Annotated in this window: 11 protein-coding genes; 3 read left to right on the top strand and 8 right to left on the bottom strand. The window is 65.9% G+C overall.

Annotation, left to right across the window (positions count from 1 at the left end; genetic code table 11):
* Positions 1 to 140 precede the first annotated feature (140 nt).
* Positions 141 to 470 (bottom strand): hypothetical protein, encoded by a 330-nt coding sequence (locus tag K5L94_RS14440; RefSeq protein WP_053511310.1) that lies wholly within the window; start codon positions 468 to 470, stop codon positions 141 to 143.
* 458 nt (positions 471 to 928) lie between these two features.
* Here K5L94_RS14440 and K5L94_RS14445 point away from each other — a divergent pair, with 458 nt between their 5' ends.
* Both K5L94_RS14445 and K5L94_RS14450 read left to right on the top strand, forming a co-directional pair.
* A complete protein-coding gene (locus K5L94_RS14445; protein WP_021202746.1) occupies positions 929 to 1,705 on the top strand; it encodes a HipA family kinase in 777 nt (258 codons plus the stop codon).
* Positions 1,683 to 2,075, top strand: a complete 393-nt coding sequence (locus tag K5L94_RS14450) for a DUF3037 domain-containing protein (protein ID WP_180880181.1) — start codon at positions 1,683 to 1,685, stop codon at positions 2,073 to 2,075. Before K5L94_RS14445 ends, K5L94_RS14450 begins: the two co-directional genes overlap by 23 nt.
* 12 nt (positions 2,076 to 2,087) lie before the next feature.
* Here K5L94_RS14450 and K5L94_RS14455 read toward each other — a convergent pair whose 3' ends face one another.
* The 3 genes from K5L94_RS14455 to K5L94_RS14465 all read right to left on the bottom strand — a co-directional run bounded on the left by K5L94_RS14455 (position 2,088) and on the right by K5L94_RS14465 (position 4,939).
* The gene (locus K5L94_RS14455) at positions 2,088 to 2,312 is read right to left on the bottom strand and encodes a hypothetical protein (RefSeq protein WP_148564983.1); all 225 of its coding nucleotides are present in this window, start codon (positions 2,310 to 2,312) and stop codon (positions 2,088 to 2,090) included.
* 62 nt (positions 2,313 to 2,374) lie between these two features.
* Complete coding sequence (locus K5L94_RS14460) at positions 2,375 to 3,805, bottom strand: serine hydrolase domain-containing protein (protein WP_425507569.1); 1,431 nt, start codon at positions 3,803 to 3,805, stop codon at positions 2,375 to 2,377.
* 228 nt (positions 3,806 to 4,033) lie between these two features.
* A complete protein-coding gene (locus K5L94_RS14465) occupies positions 4,034 to 4,939 on the bottom strand; it encodes a LysR family transcriptional regulator (protein ID WP_274510735.1) in 906 nt (301 codons plus the stop codon).
* A 121-nt stretch (positions 4,940 to 5,060) separates the two neighbouring features.
* On the opposite strand from K5L94_RS14465, the gene K5L94_RS14470 reads away from it, so the two are divergent.
* The gene (locus K5L94_RS14470; protein WP_274510736.1) at positions 5,061 to 6,050 is read left to right on the top strand and encodes a zinc-dependent alcohol dehydrogenase family protein; all 990 of its coding nucleotides are present in this window, start codon (positions 5,061 to 5,063) and stop codon (positions 6,048 to 6,050) included.
* Positions 6,051 to 6,057: 7 nt separating this feature from the next.
* Here K5L94_RS14470 and K5L94_RS14475 read toward each other — a convergent pair whose 3' ends face one another.
* The 4 genes from K5L94_RS14475 to K5L94_RS14490 form a co-directional block, all read right to left on the bottom strand.
* Positions 6,058 to 8,610, bottom strand: a complete 2,553-nt coding sequence (locus K5L94_RS14475) for a membrane-bound PQQ-dependent dehydrogenase, glucose/quinate/shikimate family (RefSeq protein ID WP_274510737.1) — start codon at positions 8,608 to 8,610, stop codon at positions 6,058 to 6,060.
* Between the two features lie 130 nt (positions 8,611 to 8,740).
* Entirely contained in the window at positions 8,741 to 11,455 is a 2,715-nt protein-coding gene (gene gyrA, locus K5L94_RS14480) for a DNA gyrase subunit A (RefSeq protein WP_053450212.1), read from the bottom strand.
* 217 nt (positions 11,456 to 11,672) lie between these two features.
* Positions 11,673 to 12,737 (bottom strand): S-methyl-5-thioribose-1-phosphate isomerase, encoded by a 1,065-nt coding sequence (gene mtnA, locus K5L94_RS14485; protein ID WP_053450213.1) that lies wholly within the window; start codon positions 12,735 to 12,737, stop codon positions 11,673 to 11,675.
* A gap of 46 nt (positions 12,738 to 12,783) precedes the next feature.
* Positions 12,784 to 13,512, bottom strand: coding sequence for a DUF3011 domain-containing protein (locus tag K5L94_RS14490; RefSeq protein ID WP_053450214.1), 729 nt, complete (start codon positions 13,510 to 13,512; stop codon positions 12,784 to 12,786).
* Between the last annotated feature and the right edge of the window lie 101 nt (positions 13,513 to 13,613).

Genomic DNA, 13,613 nt, shown 5'->3' on the forward strand with positions numbered 1-13,613 from the left:
CCCGAGGACGGGCAAGGGCCCGAATCTAGCACCGCAAGGGCTGTAGTGAATGGGCCGGAAGGACTAGTGGCCGGATGGGGCAAAGTGCAGCGCCGGGAGGTGCCGGGGAACTGCCGGCACCTGCCAGGCGTGGCCTGGCACTACTGCTGGGCGTGCAGGTCCCAGGTGGCCAGGTAGTCCGGGTCGACCACGATCATGCCGCTGTTGCGCATGCGGTACTCGCCCGGTTCGGCGGGCAGGTACTGGTCGAGCATCGGCGGCAGGTAGCGCTCGTGGCCATCGTTCTCGTCGGCCAGCACCACGCCTTCGTCAGCGCTGATGCGCAGCACCGTACCCGCGTACTGCTCCAGCCCCTGCACCTGGCCATCACCGCCATAGCGGGTGACACCGACCAGCACCAGCTTGCCGATCATTTCCTCGACCTTGGCATCGTCCAGGGGCGGCAACATGGGATTGAATTCGTCGCTCATCGGTGCACCTCCAAAGCCTGTGGGGACATCATGGATTCGGCGGCCGCCCACGTTGCCACTGCCGGCGGCAACGCAGGGATTCATCTCGGGGCGCAACTCTCTGGATCGCAGGACCCACCGGGCAACGCCGGGGGCGCGAGGTGTGAACGGTGTCTGCAGCTGCGGGGGCGGCCATCCGTGCCGGTGCCGTGACCGTGTCAGGCCAAGGTCAACACCACGCGTTGCGTTGCATGCAGGGTGAAGCGTGACAGCTGCACTGTAGCGGCATGACGGCCTCCTGTTGAAGGTCACACGCGGGCGTGTTGCTCCGTTGGAACGAATGCTGCCACTGCGCGCGGAAGGAAGAAGTGAAGATTGCCGGCGGCCCGTACAAGGCGATTCGCGCGGTGCCCGTTCATTAAGCTGGCGCGTCGTTCCGCTGCGGCGCGTCTCCCGCGGCGCCACGCTAGAATGCGCCCATGCGCACCGTACATGCCCTCCGCTACATCACCCCTTTACGGGAAGGTGGCTCCCTGCCGGCCGTGGTCGAGACCGACGACGACGGCATGGCCGTGCTGAAGTTCCGTGGTGCTGGCCAGGGACCGAAGGCGCTGATCGCCGAGCTGATTGCCGGCGAGATGGCGCGCACGCTGGGCCTGCCGATTCCAGAGATCCTGTTCGTGGAACTGGACCGCGAATTCGCCCGCACCGAGCCGGACCCGGAAATTCAGGAGTTGATCCGTGCCAGCGAGGGCCTGAACCTGGGCCTGGACTACCTGCCCGGCGCGATCAACTACGATCCGGCGGCAATGCCCGTGGATGCCGACCTGGCCTCGCGCATTGTCTGGTTCGATGCGTTCACCAGCAATGTCGATCGCACCACGCGCAATCCCAACCTGATGGTGTGGCATCGAAAGCTGTACCTGATCGACCACGGTGCGGCCATGTACTTCCATCACGACTGGGCCAATGCCGGCGACGCCTGCGAGAAGCCCTTCGTACTGATCCGCGACCACGTGCTGCTGTCGTTCGCCAGCCGCATCGCCGAGGTGGATGCCGAACTGGCCGCCCGCCTGACCGATGCCGAGATCGAGCGCATCGTCGGCCTGGTGCCGGACAGCTGGCTGGTCAACGAGCCGGCGTTCGACAGTCCTCAGGCCTATCGCCAGGGCTACATCGACTATCTCAAGCACCGCCTGAAAGTGCGTGCGGTGTTCGTGCAGGAGGCCATCCGTGCCCACGCTGCACACGTATGACTATGCGGTCATCCGCGTGGTGCCGCGGGTGGAACGCGAAGAGTTCATAAACGTCGGAGTGATCGTCTCCTGCCCCGGCGCGCGCCATCTGGAAGCAGCCATCGAGATCGATCCGGCACGCCTGCACGCGTTCGCGCCGGCACTGGACCAGGATGCGCTGCAGCCGTGGCTGGATGCGATCGTGGCCATCTGCCGCGGCGACGCCAGCGCCGGGCCGATCGCGCAGCTGCCGGCACGCGCGCGCTTCCATTTCCTCACCGCCAAGCGCAGCTCGATCGTGCAGATGTCGAGCACGCACGTGGGTCGCACGGCGGACCCGGCCGGTGTGGTCGAACACCTGATGACGAAGATGGTGCGGGCACCGCGCTGATGCGGCCGTCTCTCACTTCTTCGCGCGCACCCTCTGCCAGGCAATGAGCGCACAGGCTGCTGCTGCAGCAATCAACATCCACCCGGCTACCGCTTGTCCATGCAGGTAGCCTTGTGCATACGCAGCGCTGGCACCTTCGTTGGCCATCACCGCGACACCCTTGAGTATCACCTGCATTCCGCGCAGCAGGAGCACCATGCTGGCGACCAGACATACCACGGGAAGGAATCGGCTCATGAACCGATTCTGGTCCGCCACCCGCCCCAGCGTCAACATCGCTGCAGCACAGTCGCTCGGGCCTACAGCGGCACTCTTCGCGCGATGTAGTTGACCACGTTGCCGATCGCATCCGGATCGACATTGGCCAGGCCAACGATCACACAGCCCTGCGCGGGCAGCACCACGATGGCACTGTTCGATCCGGGCGCACCGCCTTCGTGGCCGTACTGGTGTTCCCTGCCCTCGCCCTGCACCACGAAGCCGAATCCGTACCAGCCCTTGTGATTCTGCGCCGTGGTGGCCCGTTGCAGCAATACAGGTGAGACCAGCTTTCCACTACGCAATGCCTCGGCAAACGCCACCATGTCGCTCACCGTGCTGTAGCCACCACCGGCTGACATGCCACGCCAGGGCAGCGACTTCGTTTCACGGAGCCATTGCCCATCCTTCTTCGTGTAGGCGACGGCACGCTGCGGAACGCTCACTGTTTCCGGCTCGAAGCCGGTGCCGGTCATACCGGCCGGGCGCAGGATGTGGTCCTGCACATAGACGTAGTACGACTGCCCTGAAACCGCTTCGATGATGCGCCCCAGTACGATGAAGCCATAGTTCGAGTAGCTGTCCTGGCTGCCAGGCGCGAACTGCGGCGCATCCTTGGCAAAGCGCTGCACGTAGTCATCCAGCGTCTTCAGCGACGCAGAATACTGTTCGAAATCATCGCCGAAGAAATCACCCAGGCCACTGGTATGTGAGAGCAAATGACGTACGGTCACGTTGTTGGCGACGGCCTTGTTCGGATAGTCCGGCAGGTGCTTTCCGATCGTGTCATCGAGACTGAGCTTGCCATCCTGCACCAGCTGCAGGATGGCCACTGCGGTGAACATCTTGTTGGAGGACGCAAGGCGGAACTGCGTATCCACGCCCACTGGGATGCCAGCGGTGCGATCAGAATCGCCACCGCGCCAGTCCAGCAGCACCTTGCCGTTCTGTACCACCTGCAACGCCCCCGACAGCGCGTCCCGCGCCCGCAGCGCCTCGAGTTTTGCCGCGGCATCGGCCATCAGGACAGGCAAAGCCACCCGAGCTGGCTTGTACTTGTCCGGCGTTTCAGCGCCCTCAATCTGGAACTGCTTCACGTGCGCAGGATTGGCCGGATCCATGACGGCCGTCACCCGCATCACACGCTCGTTCACCTGGCCCATCACCAACAGCTTCGCCTGGCTGGACGTGCTCTCGAGTGTTTCCAGAACGCTCAGCGGGCCTGTGCTCTCGCGAAAGTCGAGATAGTCCTTGGGAGTGCTGCCCTCCTGCTTCGCATATCTGTCGGCGAATGCCTGCAGCCCCTCGAGGCTGCCCGCATTGAAGGCCGCAAGCCAGTCATCGATGGCATTCTGCGCACGTGGATGCACATGCTCGAAAGAACTTGCGCCAACTACCGGAGAAGCCGAGGCGGTCACCAGGACCACGCAGGCCAGCGCATTGCAGAGAAACAGGCGTCCAAAAGCCCTCATTACAGTTCCTTTGCGGGTGTCCCTGGACGCATCCTAGATGATGGATCGGCCCGCCGCATCCACGCCTGGGAATCTGCCGCAACACATCAACGGTAACGTTGAATGCTTCGATGCGCTGCCATCCACTGCGCGCGTTGGCTGGAAAGCGCACAACACGTTGCGGTCCTGAAGCGGCGTGAGGGCATGATCCTTCACAGTAGACAGGAACAATGCTGACCGATGGCCGCGCTACCGCCGCGCCATGCTCTGCTCGCTGAACCGCGCCACGCAGAAATCCACTAAGCTGCGCAGCTTGGGCGTCACCTGGCGGTCGCGCGGGTACAGCAGATGGATCCAGGTCGACACCGGCTCGAACGTCGGCAGCACTTCCACCAGATCACCGCGTGCGAGCGCCGACGAGAGCATTTCGTAGGGCTGCAGGATCAGCCCCAGCCCACCGACGGCCGCAGTCAGCAGTGGCTCGGCCTGATTGACCATGAAGCGGCTGGACACCGGCACGGCCAGCACGCTGCCCTCGGCATCGCGGAAGCTCCAGCGGGTGCGGATGATCGAATGCGCGAAGCCCAGGCACTCGTGACGGCTCAGGTCATTGGGATGGGTAATGGCCGGGCGCGAAGCCAGATAGTCCGGCGAGGCGCACAGCACCAGCGGATACGGCCCGAGCCGTCGCGCCACCAATCCACTGTCGGCCAGGTCACCGGTGCGGAACACCAGGTCGTAGCCGTCTTCGACGATGTTGACCAGGCTGTTGGACAGGTTCAGATCGACCTGCACGTCTGGATACGCCTGCATGTAGGCCACCAGCGCCGGGCCCAGCGCATGCACGCCGAAGGTCACCGGTGCGCTGATGCGCAGACGCCCCATCGGCCGTCCGCGTGCCACCTCGGCCAGCTGCTCGGCGCCCTCCACCTCTTCCAGGATCACCCGCGCCCGCGCCAGGAAGGCCTGACCGAAGTCGGTCAGGCTCTGCTTGCGCGTGGTGCGGTTGAGCAGGCGCACGCCCAGGTGCTGCTCCAGCGCCTGGACGTGCTTGCCGACCACCTGTGGGGACAGGTCCAGCACCTCGGCAGCGGCGGCGAACGAGCCGACCTCGGCCACTTTTGCGAAGGTTCGCAGGGGAGCAATCAAGTCCATTGCAAACATTCCGTTTTCAATGAAACACGAGATTACCCCTTATTCTGGGTACAGACTACGCGCACAGTAGCCCTCACCCTTTCGCCGGCGCCCTCGTCGGCCCTTTCTCGGAGCCCCCCCCATGAGCCAGGTTGTCCGCATCCACGAATACGGCAATGCCGATGTACTGCGAATCGACGACATCGACGTTGCCGCCCCCGCCGCCGACGAGGTCCAGATCCGGGTCAAGGCCATCGGCCTGAATCGCGCCGAGGTGATGTTCCGCAATGGTGCCTACCTGCAGGAAGCGCAGTTCCCCAGCCGCCTGGGCTACGAAGCGGCCGGCGTGGTTGAAGCCATCGGCAGTGCGGTGAGCGGCTTCGCTGCAGGCGATGCGGTCAGCGTGATACCGCCGCTGGATATCGCACGCTGGGGCACCTATGGCGAGCTGGCCAACGTGCCCGCGCGACTGGTGGTCAAACATCCGCAGACACTGGACTTTGAAACGGCTGCCGCAGTGTGGATGCAGTACGTCACAGCCTGGGGCGCACTGCTGGAACAGGCGCAACTGACCGCGGGGGATTTCGTCATCATCACCGCCGCCAGCAGCAGCGTCGGCCTGGCCGGGATCCAGATCGCCAATGCCGTAGGCGCCACGCCCATCGCGGTCACGCGTGGCCCGGGCAAGCGCCAGGCCCTGCTCGATGCCGGTGCCGCCCATGTCATCGCCACCGAGGAACAGGATCTGGTGGCCGAAGTAGCGCGCATCACCAATGGCGCCGGTGCCCGCGTGGTGTTCGATCCGATCGGTGGCCCGCAGTTCGTGCCGCTGACCGAAGCGATGGCGCGTGGCGGCATCCTGCTGGAGTACGGCGCGCTGAGCAGCGAACCCACGCCGTTCCCGTTGTTCAACGTACTGGGCAAGTCGCTGACCCTGAAGGGTTACCTGTATTCGGAAATCGTCTCCGACGATGCCGCACTGGCCCGGGCCAAGGCGTTCATCGTCGATGGCCTGGACAAGGGCACGCTGGCGCCGAAGATCGCCAGGGTGTTCCCGTTCGCGCAGATCCAGGACGCACATCGTTACCTGGAATCGAACGAGCAGATCGGCAAGGTGGTAGTGACGGTTTGATCGATCATCAGGGAGCGCGGGCGGCGACCGGCCGCCCCGGTTCCGGCAGCGCATAGGCCATCACATAATCGCCCTTCGGGGTTTCCATGAAATGGTGTCCGGCCGCCACGATCACCACGTACTGGCGGCCATCCTGTTCGTACACCATCGGGTTGGCCTGCCCGCCCGCCGGCAGCGTGGTATGCCACAACTCCTTGCCGCTCTTCAGATCGATGGCGCGCAACAGGTCATCGGTGGCCGCGGCAATGAAGATCAGGCCGCTGGCGGTCACCACCGAACCGCCGTTGTTGGGCGTGCCAATCTCGATCGGCAGGCCCGAACGGATGCCGAATGGTCCATTGCCACGGGCACTGCCGAACGGGCGGTCCCACAGCAGCTTGCCGGTGCGCAGGTCGATGGCCCGGATGCCGCCATACGGCGGCTGCTTGCACAGCAGGCCGGTGAACGGCAGCCGCCAGCCGGCATTGACCTGGATGCCATACGGCGTGCCGACCTGTGGATCGCCGGCACCTTCGCCAGCGCCCCGGTCGGCCCGGATCTTCTCGCGCGGCAGCCAGCCCAGCCGGTCGGCCTCGGCACGCGGCACCAGCCGGTTGTAGTTGGGCATGTCGTTGTAGTTGGCCACGACCACGCCGCGACGGGTATCGATGGACACGCTGCCCCAGTCCGAGCCGCCGTTGTAGCCGGGGTACTCGATGGAATGACGATCACTGCTCGGCGGCGTGTAGAAGCCTTCGTAGTACGCCTTGCGGAACTGGATGCGGCAGACCAGCTGGTCGATCGGGGTCAGCCCCCACATGTCGCGCTCGGTCAGGTCATGCTCGCGGCGCAGCGTGTGATACAGCGAGAACAGCTGGGTGGGTGAGCGCTGTTCTGGCTCGACACCGCCGACAGGTACCTTGCGCTCTTCGGCGGCGCTCAGCAGCTGGCCGTTGCGGCGGTCGAGGATGTAGATGTCGCCCTGCTTCGTCGGCAGCAGGATCGCCGGCACCTTGCCGGCTGCCGTTGGATAGTCGATCAGGCTGGCCTGCGAGCCCAGGTCGTAGTCCCAGACATCCTTGCGCACCGCCTGGAAATGCCAGGCCGGCTTGCCGGTGGCCACATCGATGGCCACCAGCGAGGTCGCGTAGCGGTTCTGGTTTTCCGTGCGCGAACCACTCCAGTAGTCGCCGGCCGAATTGCCCAGCGGCAGGTAGACCAGCCCCAATGCCTCGTCACCGGTAGCCGTGGTCCACATGTTCGGCGTGCCACGCGTATAGGTCTGTTCGCGCGGCGGCAGGCCGCTGCGATCGGGCTGGTCCATGTCCCACGCCCAGCGCAGCTTGCCGGTGATCGCGTCGTAGGCCTGGATCACCCCCGACGGTGCATCGCGACGCTGCCCGTCCAGCACCTGGTGGCCGGTGACGATCACCCCGCGCACGATGGCCGGCGGCGAAGTGATCGACACGTACCCCGGCGGTACCTCGCCCATGCCCAGAGTGATGTCGACCTGGCCGTTGTTGCCGAAGTTGGCGCAGGGCCGGCCGCTGCCGGCATCCACCGCGATGAGGCGGCCGTCCAGCGTGCCTTCGATGATGCGCGCCCAGCAGGCCGGATGGCTGCCCGGCGCAGCACTCCGGGTCACGCTGGGCGGTGGCTCCGGCAGTGCCAGATCGGCAGCGACATCCGCCAGTGCCGCATCGGCCAGGGTCGGTGCGCTCGGTTGCTCGTAGTAACTCACACCGCGGCAGGCGGCGGTGTACGGGATCGAGGCATCCTTCACTTTGGGATCGAACCGCCACAGCTCCTTGCCGCTGGCGGCATCAAGCGCGATCAGCCGGTTGCGGGCGGTGCACAGGTACAGGCGGTCGCCGATCTTCAGCGGCGTGGTTTCCGCGCCCCAGCGCTTCTTCGGCAGGTCACCGGTCCGGAACTGCCAGGCCAGCTGCAGCGTGCCGACGTTGGCCGGCGTGATCTGCTGCAGCGGCGAGTAACGGGTGGCGGCGTTGCTGCGGCCCCACGCCGGCCAATCACCGTCGGCAGGCTGGTCGGCCGGCTGCAGGCCGGTGGTGTCCCGGGTCGGCTCCAGGCCGGCACTGGCTGCACCTTCCGGGAAAGGCTGATGCCCATCCACTTCGCCATGAGGCGCAAACGCCAGGCCGAAGGCCGCCACGAACACCAGCATCAGCACGCCGGCGACGCTGCGCGACAGGCGCCTGGAGACGGGTTGGTGGAGGGTCGGCGCCAGCAGCGCCAGCACGATGCCAAGCACAGTCACCAGGCCGAGCCGCGGCACCCAGCGCCAGTAATCACTGCCCGATTCCCACCAGGTCCACAGCAGCGTGCCGAGGAACACCAACGCGTACAGCAGCGCACCGCTGCGGCGGTTGCCGAACAACAGGATGCCGCTGGGCAGCAGGCCGAACCCGGCGATCGCATAGTAGGCCGAGCCACCGAGGCTGAGCAGCCACGCGCCGAGCCCGCCGATGACCAGGCCGAGCACGACCAGCAGCAGCGACAGCACGGTGACCAGAGGGTGGCGGGAGGAAGGAGCGGAGGCAGACTGCGGCGTGGCGGACATCGTCGATCTCCGGGGCAGCATGCGCCCTTATCCCACCGCCGACGTGAAGCGCGCGCGTATATGTGGCATCCGGATACGACGACGCCGGCACAGGGCCGGCGTCGTCGGGTACCTCAACCTGGCGGCAGGATCACTCCTGCGCGGCGTCCTCGCTGCTGGCAGCAGCCGGGATGCCGTCGGTCGCGGCCGGGGCGGCGGCGGCCACCTCGTCCTCGTCCTCGTCGATCGAGGCATCCATGCGCTCCACCGCCTGCAGCTTCTCGTCCTTGGACAGGCGGATCAGGGTCACGCCCTGGGTGTTGCGGCCGACGCGGCTGATTTCCGAGCCACGGGTACGCACCAGGGTGCCGCCATCGGAGATCAGCAGGACTTCATCGCCGGAGCCCATCAGCACCGCGGCGACCAGCTTGCCGTTGCGCTCGGTGGTCTGGATGCCGATCACGCCCTGCGTGCCACGACCCTTGCGGGGGTAGTCCGGCAGCGGGGTGCGCTTGCCGTAGCCGTTCTCGGTGGCGGTAAGGATGTACTGCACGCTGGCGTCGTCGGCGCCGTCGATCACCGCATCGCCATTGGCTGCGATTTCCTCGACACCGTTGTCGTCCTCGTTCTCGTCCTCGCTGCCACCGGCACTTTCGGCCACGATCAGGCTGACCACTTCCTCGCCCGCCGGCATCTTGATGCCACGCACGCCGGTCGCGGTACGGCCCATCGAGCGGACCTTGTCCTCGCCGAAGCGCACGGTCTTGCCGTTGGAGGCGAACAGCAGGATGTCACGCTCACCGTCGGTCAGGCCGACGCCGACCAGCGCATCGCCCTCGTCCAGGTTGATCGCGATCTTGCCGCGGGCCAGGCGGAAGGCGAACTCGCCCAGCGGAGTCTTCTTGACCGTACCGTTCTTCGTGGCGAAGAACACGAACTGGCCATCGGCGTACTCGCGCACCGGCAACACGGCCTGCACGCGCTCGCCCGGCTCCAGCGGGATCCAGTTGATGATCGGACGGCCGCGGGCGTTGGAACCGGCTTCAGGCAGCTGGTACACCGGCAGCCAGAACACCTTGCCCGAACTGGTGAAGGTCAGCAGCGTGTCGTGCGTGTTGACCAGCCACAGCTGTTCGATGAAATCCTCTTCCTTGGTCGCCGCCGCACTACGGCCACGGCCACCGCGGCGCTGCGCGCGGTACACGCTCACCGGCTGGCGCTTGACGTAGCCGGCGTGCGACACGGTGACCACCACGTCTTCCGGCGCGATCAGGTCGAGGATGTCCAGGTCTTCTTCGCTGTGGCGGATCTCGGTGCGACGCTCGTCGCCGAATTCAGCCTTGACGTTGACCAGTTCCTCGCGGATCACCTGCAGCAGGCGGTCGGGATCTTCCAGGATGTGGATCAGCCCGGCGATCACTTCCAGCAGCTGCTTGTACTCGTCGGTCAGGCGATCCTGCTCCAGCCCTGTCAGGCGGTGCAGGCGCATTTCCAGGATCTGGGTGGCCTGGATCTCGGTCAGCTGGTAGCCGCCCTCGATCAGGCCCACGCCCTTGGGCAGGTCTTCCGGACGCGAAGCTTCGGCACCGGCGGCGCCCAGCATCGCACCGACCAGGCCTGGCTCCCACACGCGTGCCAGCATGCGCTCGCGGGCTTCGTTCGGGTTCGGCGAGGTCTTGATCAGTTCGATCATCTCGTCGATGTTGGCCAGCGCGACGGTCAGGCCTTCCAGCACGTGGGCACGGGCGCGCGCCTTGCGCAGCTCGAACACGGTGCGGCGGGTGACCACTTCGCGGCGGTGGCGGACGAACGCCTCCAGCATCTGCTTGAGGTTCATCAACTGCGGGCGACCATCGACCAGCGCCACCATGTTGATGCCGAACACCGACTCCATCTGCGTCTGCTGGTACAGGTTGTTCAGCACAACCTCGGCAGATTCACCGCGCTTGATCTCGATGTAGATGCGCATGCCGTCCTTGTCGGACTCATCGCGCAGCTCGCTGATGCCTTCGATCTTCTTTTCCTTGACCAGCTCGGCGATCTTCTCGATCAGACGCGCCTTGTTCACCTGGTAAGGAATTTCAGTGACGATGATCGATTCGCGGCCGTTGTCGGCCACCTCGATATCGGCCTTGGCACGGATGCGCACGCGGCCACGGCCGGTGCGGTAGCCGGCGACGATGCCGGCGGTGCCGTTGATGATGCCGGCGGTCGGGAAGTCCGGGCCCGGGATGTACTCCATCAGGCCGTCGACATCGATGTCCGGGTTGTCGATCAGCGCAATGCAGGCGTTGATCGATTCGCTCAGGTTGTGCGGCGGGATATTGGTCGCCATGCCCACCGCGATACCGGCCGAACCATTGACCAGCAGGTTCGGGAACCGGGTCGGCATGACCGTCGGCTCCAGTTCCTTTTCGTCGTAGTTGGGCTGGAAATCGACAGTTTCCTTGTCGATGTCCGCCATCAGCTCATGCGCCAGGCGCGACATGCGCGCCTCGGTGTATCGCATCGCCGCGGCGGAGTCGCCGTCGATCGAACCGAAGTTACCCTGGCCATCGACCAGCATGTAACGCAGCGAGAACGGCTGTGCCAGGCGCACCAGCGTGTCGTACACCGACTGATCGCCATGCGGGTGGTACTTACCGATGACGTCACCGACGATACGCGCCGACTTGAAGTAGGGCTTGTTGCTGTGCGCGTTCAACTCGTTCATCGCGAACAGCACGCGACGATGCACCGGCTTGAGGCCGTCGCGCGCATCCGGGAGCGCGCGGCCCACGATCACGCTCATGGCGTAATCGAGGTAGCTCTTGCGCATCTCGTCTTCCAGGTTGACCTGGATGATTTCCTTGGCGGTTTCTGCCATTCGGGTTCCGTTGTCTGGTAGCGGTCCAGTCCGGCGCAGCCCTCTGCGGGAGGGGGTCGTGCCGGAACCTCGATTCAACCTGTGGATACTACCACAACAGGCCGTTTTCCGCCTCCCTTTACGGGGATTTTACCGGAACAAATCAGGAACTTAGGGGTTGCCGGCCAGCGGCCGGCACGACCCGGGGGCGGAGGTCACGCTGCCCCTCCCCTGCGCTTCAACCGCCGAAGGCGGCGCGCATGTTCTCCACGGTCGGGTTCAGGATCACCCCGCGCTCGGTCACGATGGCGTCGATCAGCTCGCCCGGGGTGACGTCGAATACCGGGTTCCAGGCGGCAATGCCCTCGGCCACGGTGCGGGTGCCGCCCACGCCGTACAGCTCGCCCGGATCGCGCTGCTCGATCTCGATCTGGCTGCCGTCCACGGTCTCCATGTCCACGGTGGAGGACGGTGCCACGACCATGAACCTGACGCCGTGGTGGCGGGCCGCAATGGCCAGCTGGTAGGTGCCGATCTTGTTGGCGGTATCGCCATTGGCGCAGATGCGATCGGCACCGACGATCACCCACTGCACGGCACCGGTCTTCATCAGGTGCGAGGCTGCCGAGTCGGCGATCAGGGTGGCGTCGATGCCATCCTGCTGCAGCTCCCACACGGTCAGGCGCGCGCCCTGCAGCCACGGCCGCGTTTCGCCGGCGAAGACACGGGCGATGCGGTGCTGGGCCATGCCGGCACGGATCACGCCCAGTGCGGTACCGAAGCCGGCGGTGGCCAGCGAGCCGGTATTGCAATGGGTCAGCACCCCGCTGCCAGCGTCGATCAGGCCCGCGCCCAGCGCCCCCATGTGACGGTTGGCGGCCAGGTCTTCCTCGGCAATGGCCTGCGCTTCCGCGGCCAGCAATGCCTTCCAGTCCGGGCCGGCAGCGTTCAGGCAACGGCGCATGCGTGCCAGCGCCCAGGCCAGGTTGACTGCGGTCGGACGCGAAGCGTTCAAGCGCTGCAGCGCCGGCTCCAGCTGCTGCAGTGCCTGCATGCCATCGGCCGCCTGCACGTCACGTGCCGCCAGCACCACGCCCCAGGCAGCCGCGATACCGATCGCCGGCGCACCGCGCACGGTCAGTGCGTGGATGGCCGAGGCGACCTCGTCACTGTCATGGCAGACCACATGCTCGACCACGAACGGCAGCTTGCGCTGGTCCAGCAGTTGCAGGGCATCGCCGGTCCACAGGATCGGGCGGATGTGGTCGTAGCGGGCGTAATCGATGTCGGAGGCAGTGTTCATGGGCCCATTGTAGGGCCACGCCCGGCAGCGTTGGAGCCTGCCCGGCTCAGTTCACCAGGAATTCGGCGCGGCAGCCGCCGTCCACCCAGATCCCGTTGCGGTTCCAGCCCCAGGTGCTGCCCTCCTCGCACGGCGTGTTGGACAGCTGCTCGGAGACGGCAGCCCCCACCGAGATGCTGGCGCCGCAGAAGCGGCGCTTCTTCGACTTCGATTCGCAGGTCAGCCTGCGCGGCACGTCGACGAAGCGGCCCTCATCATCGGCCACCTCGAAATCACCCTGGCAGCCGCGGCTGGTCCACACTTCATTGCGCTTGTAGCCCCAACCCTGCCCTTCCCGGCACGGCAGCGCCGACAGCTGCCGCAGCAGGCGTACCGGGGCACCGTCCAGGCGCACCGGGCAGCTCTGCGGGCGGCCGTTGGATTCACAACGCACCACGCGACGGACCAGGCGCTTGCCTTCGGTGGCAGCGCCGGTGGCACCGGCAGCGCGGCGCGCGCGGAACTCGGCGCGGCAGCCCAGAGTGACCCAGACGCCACTGCGGTCGGTCCCCCATTCGCTGCCACGGATGCAGCTGCTGTTGGACAGCTGGCGGACCAGGTCGACGCCATTGCTGACATCGATATCGCAATGCACCCACGCCATGTCACGCGATTCGCAGGTCACCACTGCATCGTCGTAGCCAACCTGCTGGGCAGACGCCGAGGACGGCAGCCAGGCACCCCAGAGCGCGATGGAGTACACCGGAGCAGCGACGACCGCAAACCACTTGACCAATGCCTTCCCCAACAGGAGTGGACGAATTCCGATGCCAGTGTCTCGCATCTGCCGTGATAAGAGCATCATCCTGCTTGCCGAAGCAAGCGCGCGAACGCAGC

Source organism: Stenotrophomonas forensis (assembly GCF_028752115.1).
GTDB lineage: Bacteria > Pseudomonadota > Gammaproteobacteria > Xanthomonadales > Xanthomonadaceae > Stenotrophomonas > Stenotrophomonas forensis.

What these genes read in the sequence shown, in the direction of transcription:
- mtnA (WP_053450213.1), bottom strand. Translation starts at nt 12,737, where the DNA reads ATGAACACTGCCTCCGACATCGATTACGCCCGCTACGACCACATCCGC.
- K5L94_RS14475 (WP_274510737.1), bottom strand. Translation starts at nt 8,610, where the DNA reads ATGTCCGCCACGCCGCAGTCTGCCTCCGCTCCTTCCTCCCGCCACCCT.
- K5L94_RS14440 (WP_053511310.1), bottom strand. Translation starts at nt 470, where the DNA reads ATGAGCGACGAATTCAATCCCATGTTGCCGCCCCTGGACGATGCCAAG.
- gyrA (WP_053450212.1), bottom strand. Translation starts at nt 11,455, where the DNA reads ATGGCAGAAACCGCCAAGGAAATCATCCAGGTCAACCTGGAAGACGAG.
- K5L94_RS14470 (WP_274510736.1), top strand. Translation starts at nt 5,061, where the DNA reads ATGAGCCAGGTTGTCCGCATCCACGAATACGGCAATGCCGATGTACTG.
- K5L94_RS14455 (WP_148564983.1), bottom strand. Translation starts at nt 2,312, where the DNA reads ATGAGCCGATTCCTTCCCGTGGTATGTCTGGTCGCCAGCATGGTGCTC.
- K5L94_RS14445 (WP_021202746.1), top strand. Translation starts at nt 929, where the DNA reads ATGCGCACCGTACATGCCCTCCGCTACATCACCCCTTTACGGGAAGGT.
- K5L94_RS14460 (WP_425507569.1), bottom strand. Translation starts at nt 3,805, where the DNA reads ATGAGGGCTTTTGGACGCCTGTTTCTCTGCAATGCGCTGGCCTGCGTG.
- K5L94_RS14465 (WP_274510735.1), bottom strand. Translation starts at nt 4,939, where the DNA reads ATGGACTTGATTGCTCCCCTGCGAACCTTCGCAAAAGTGGCCGAGGTC.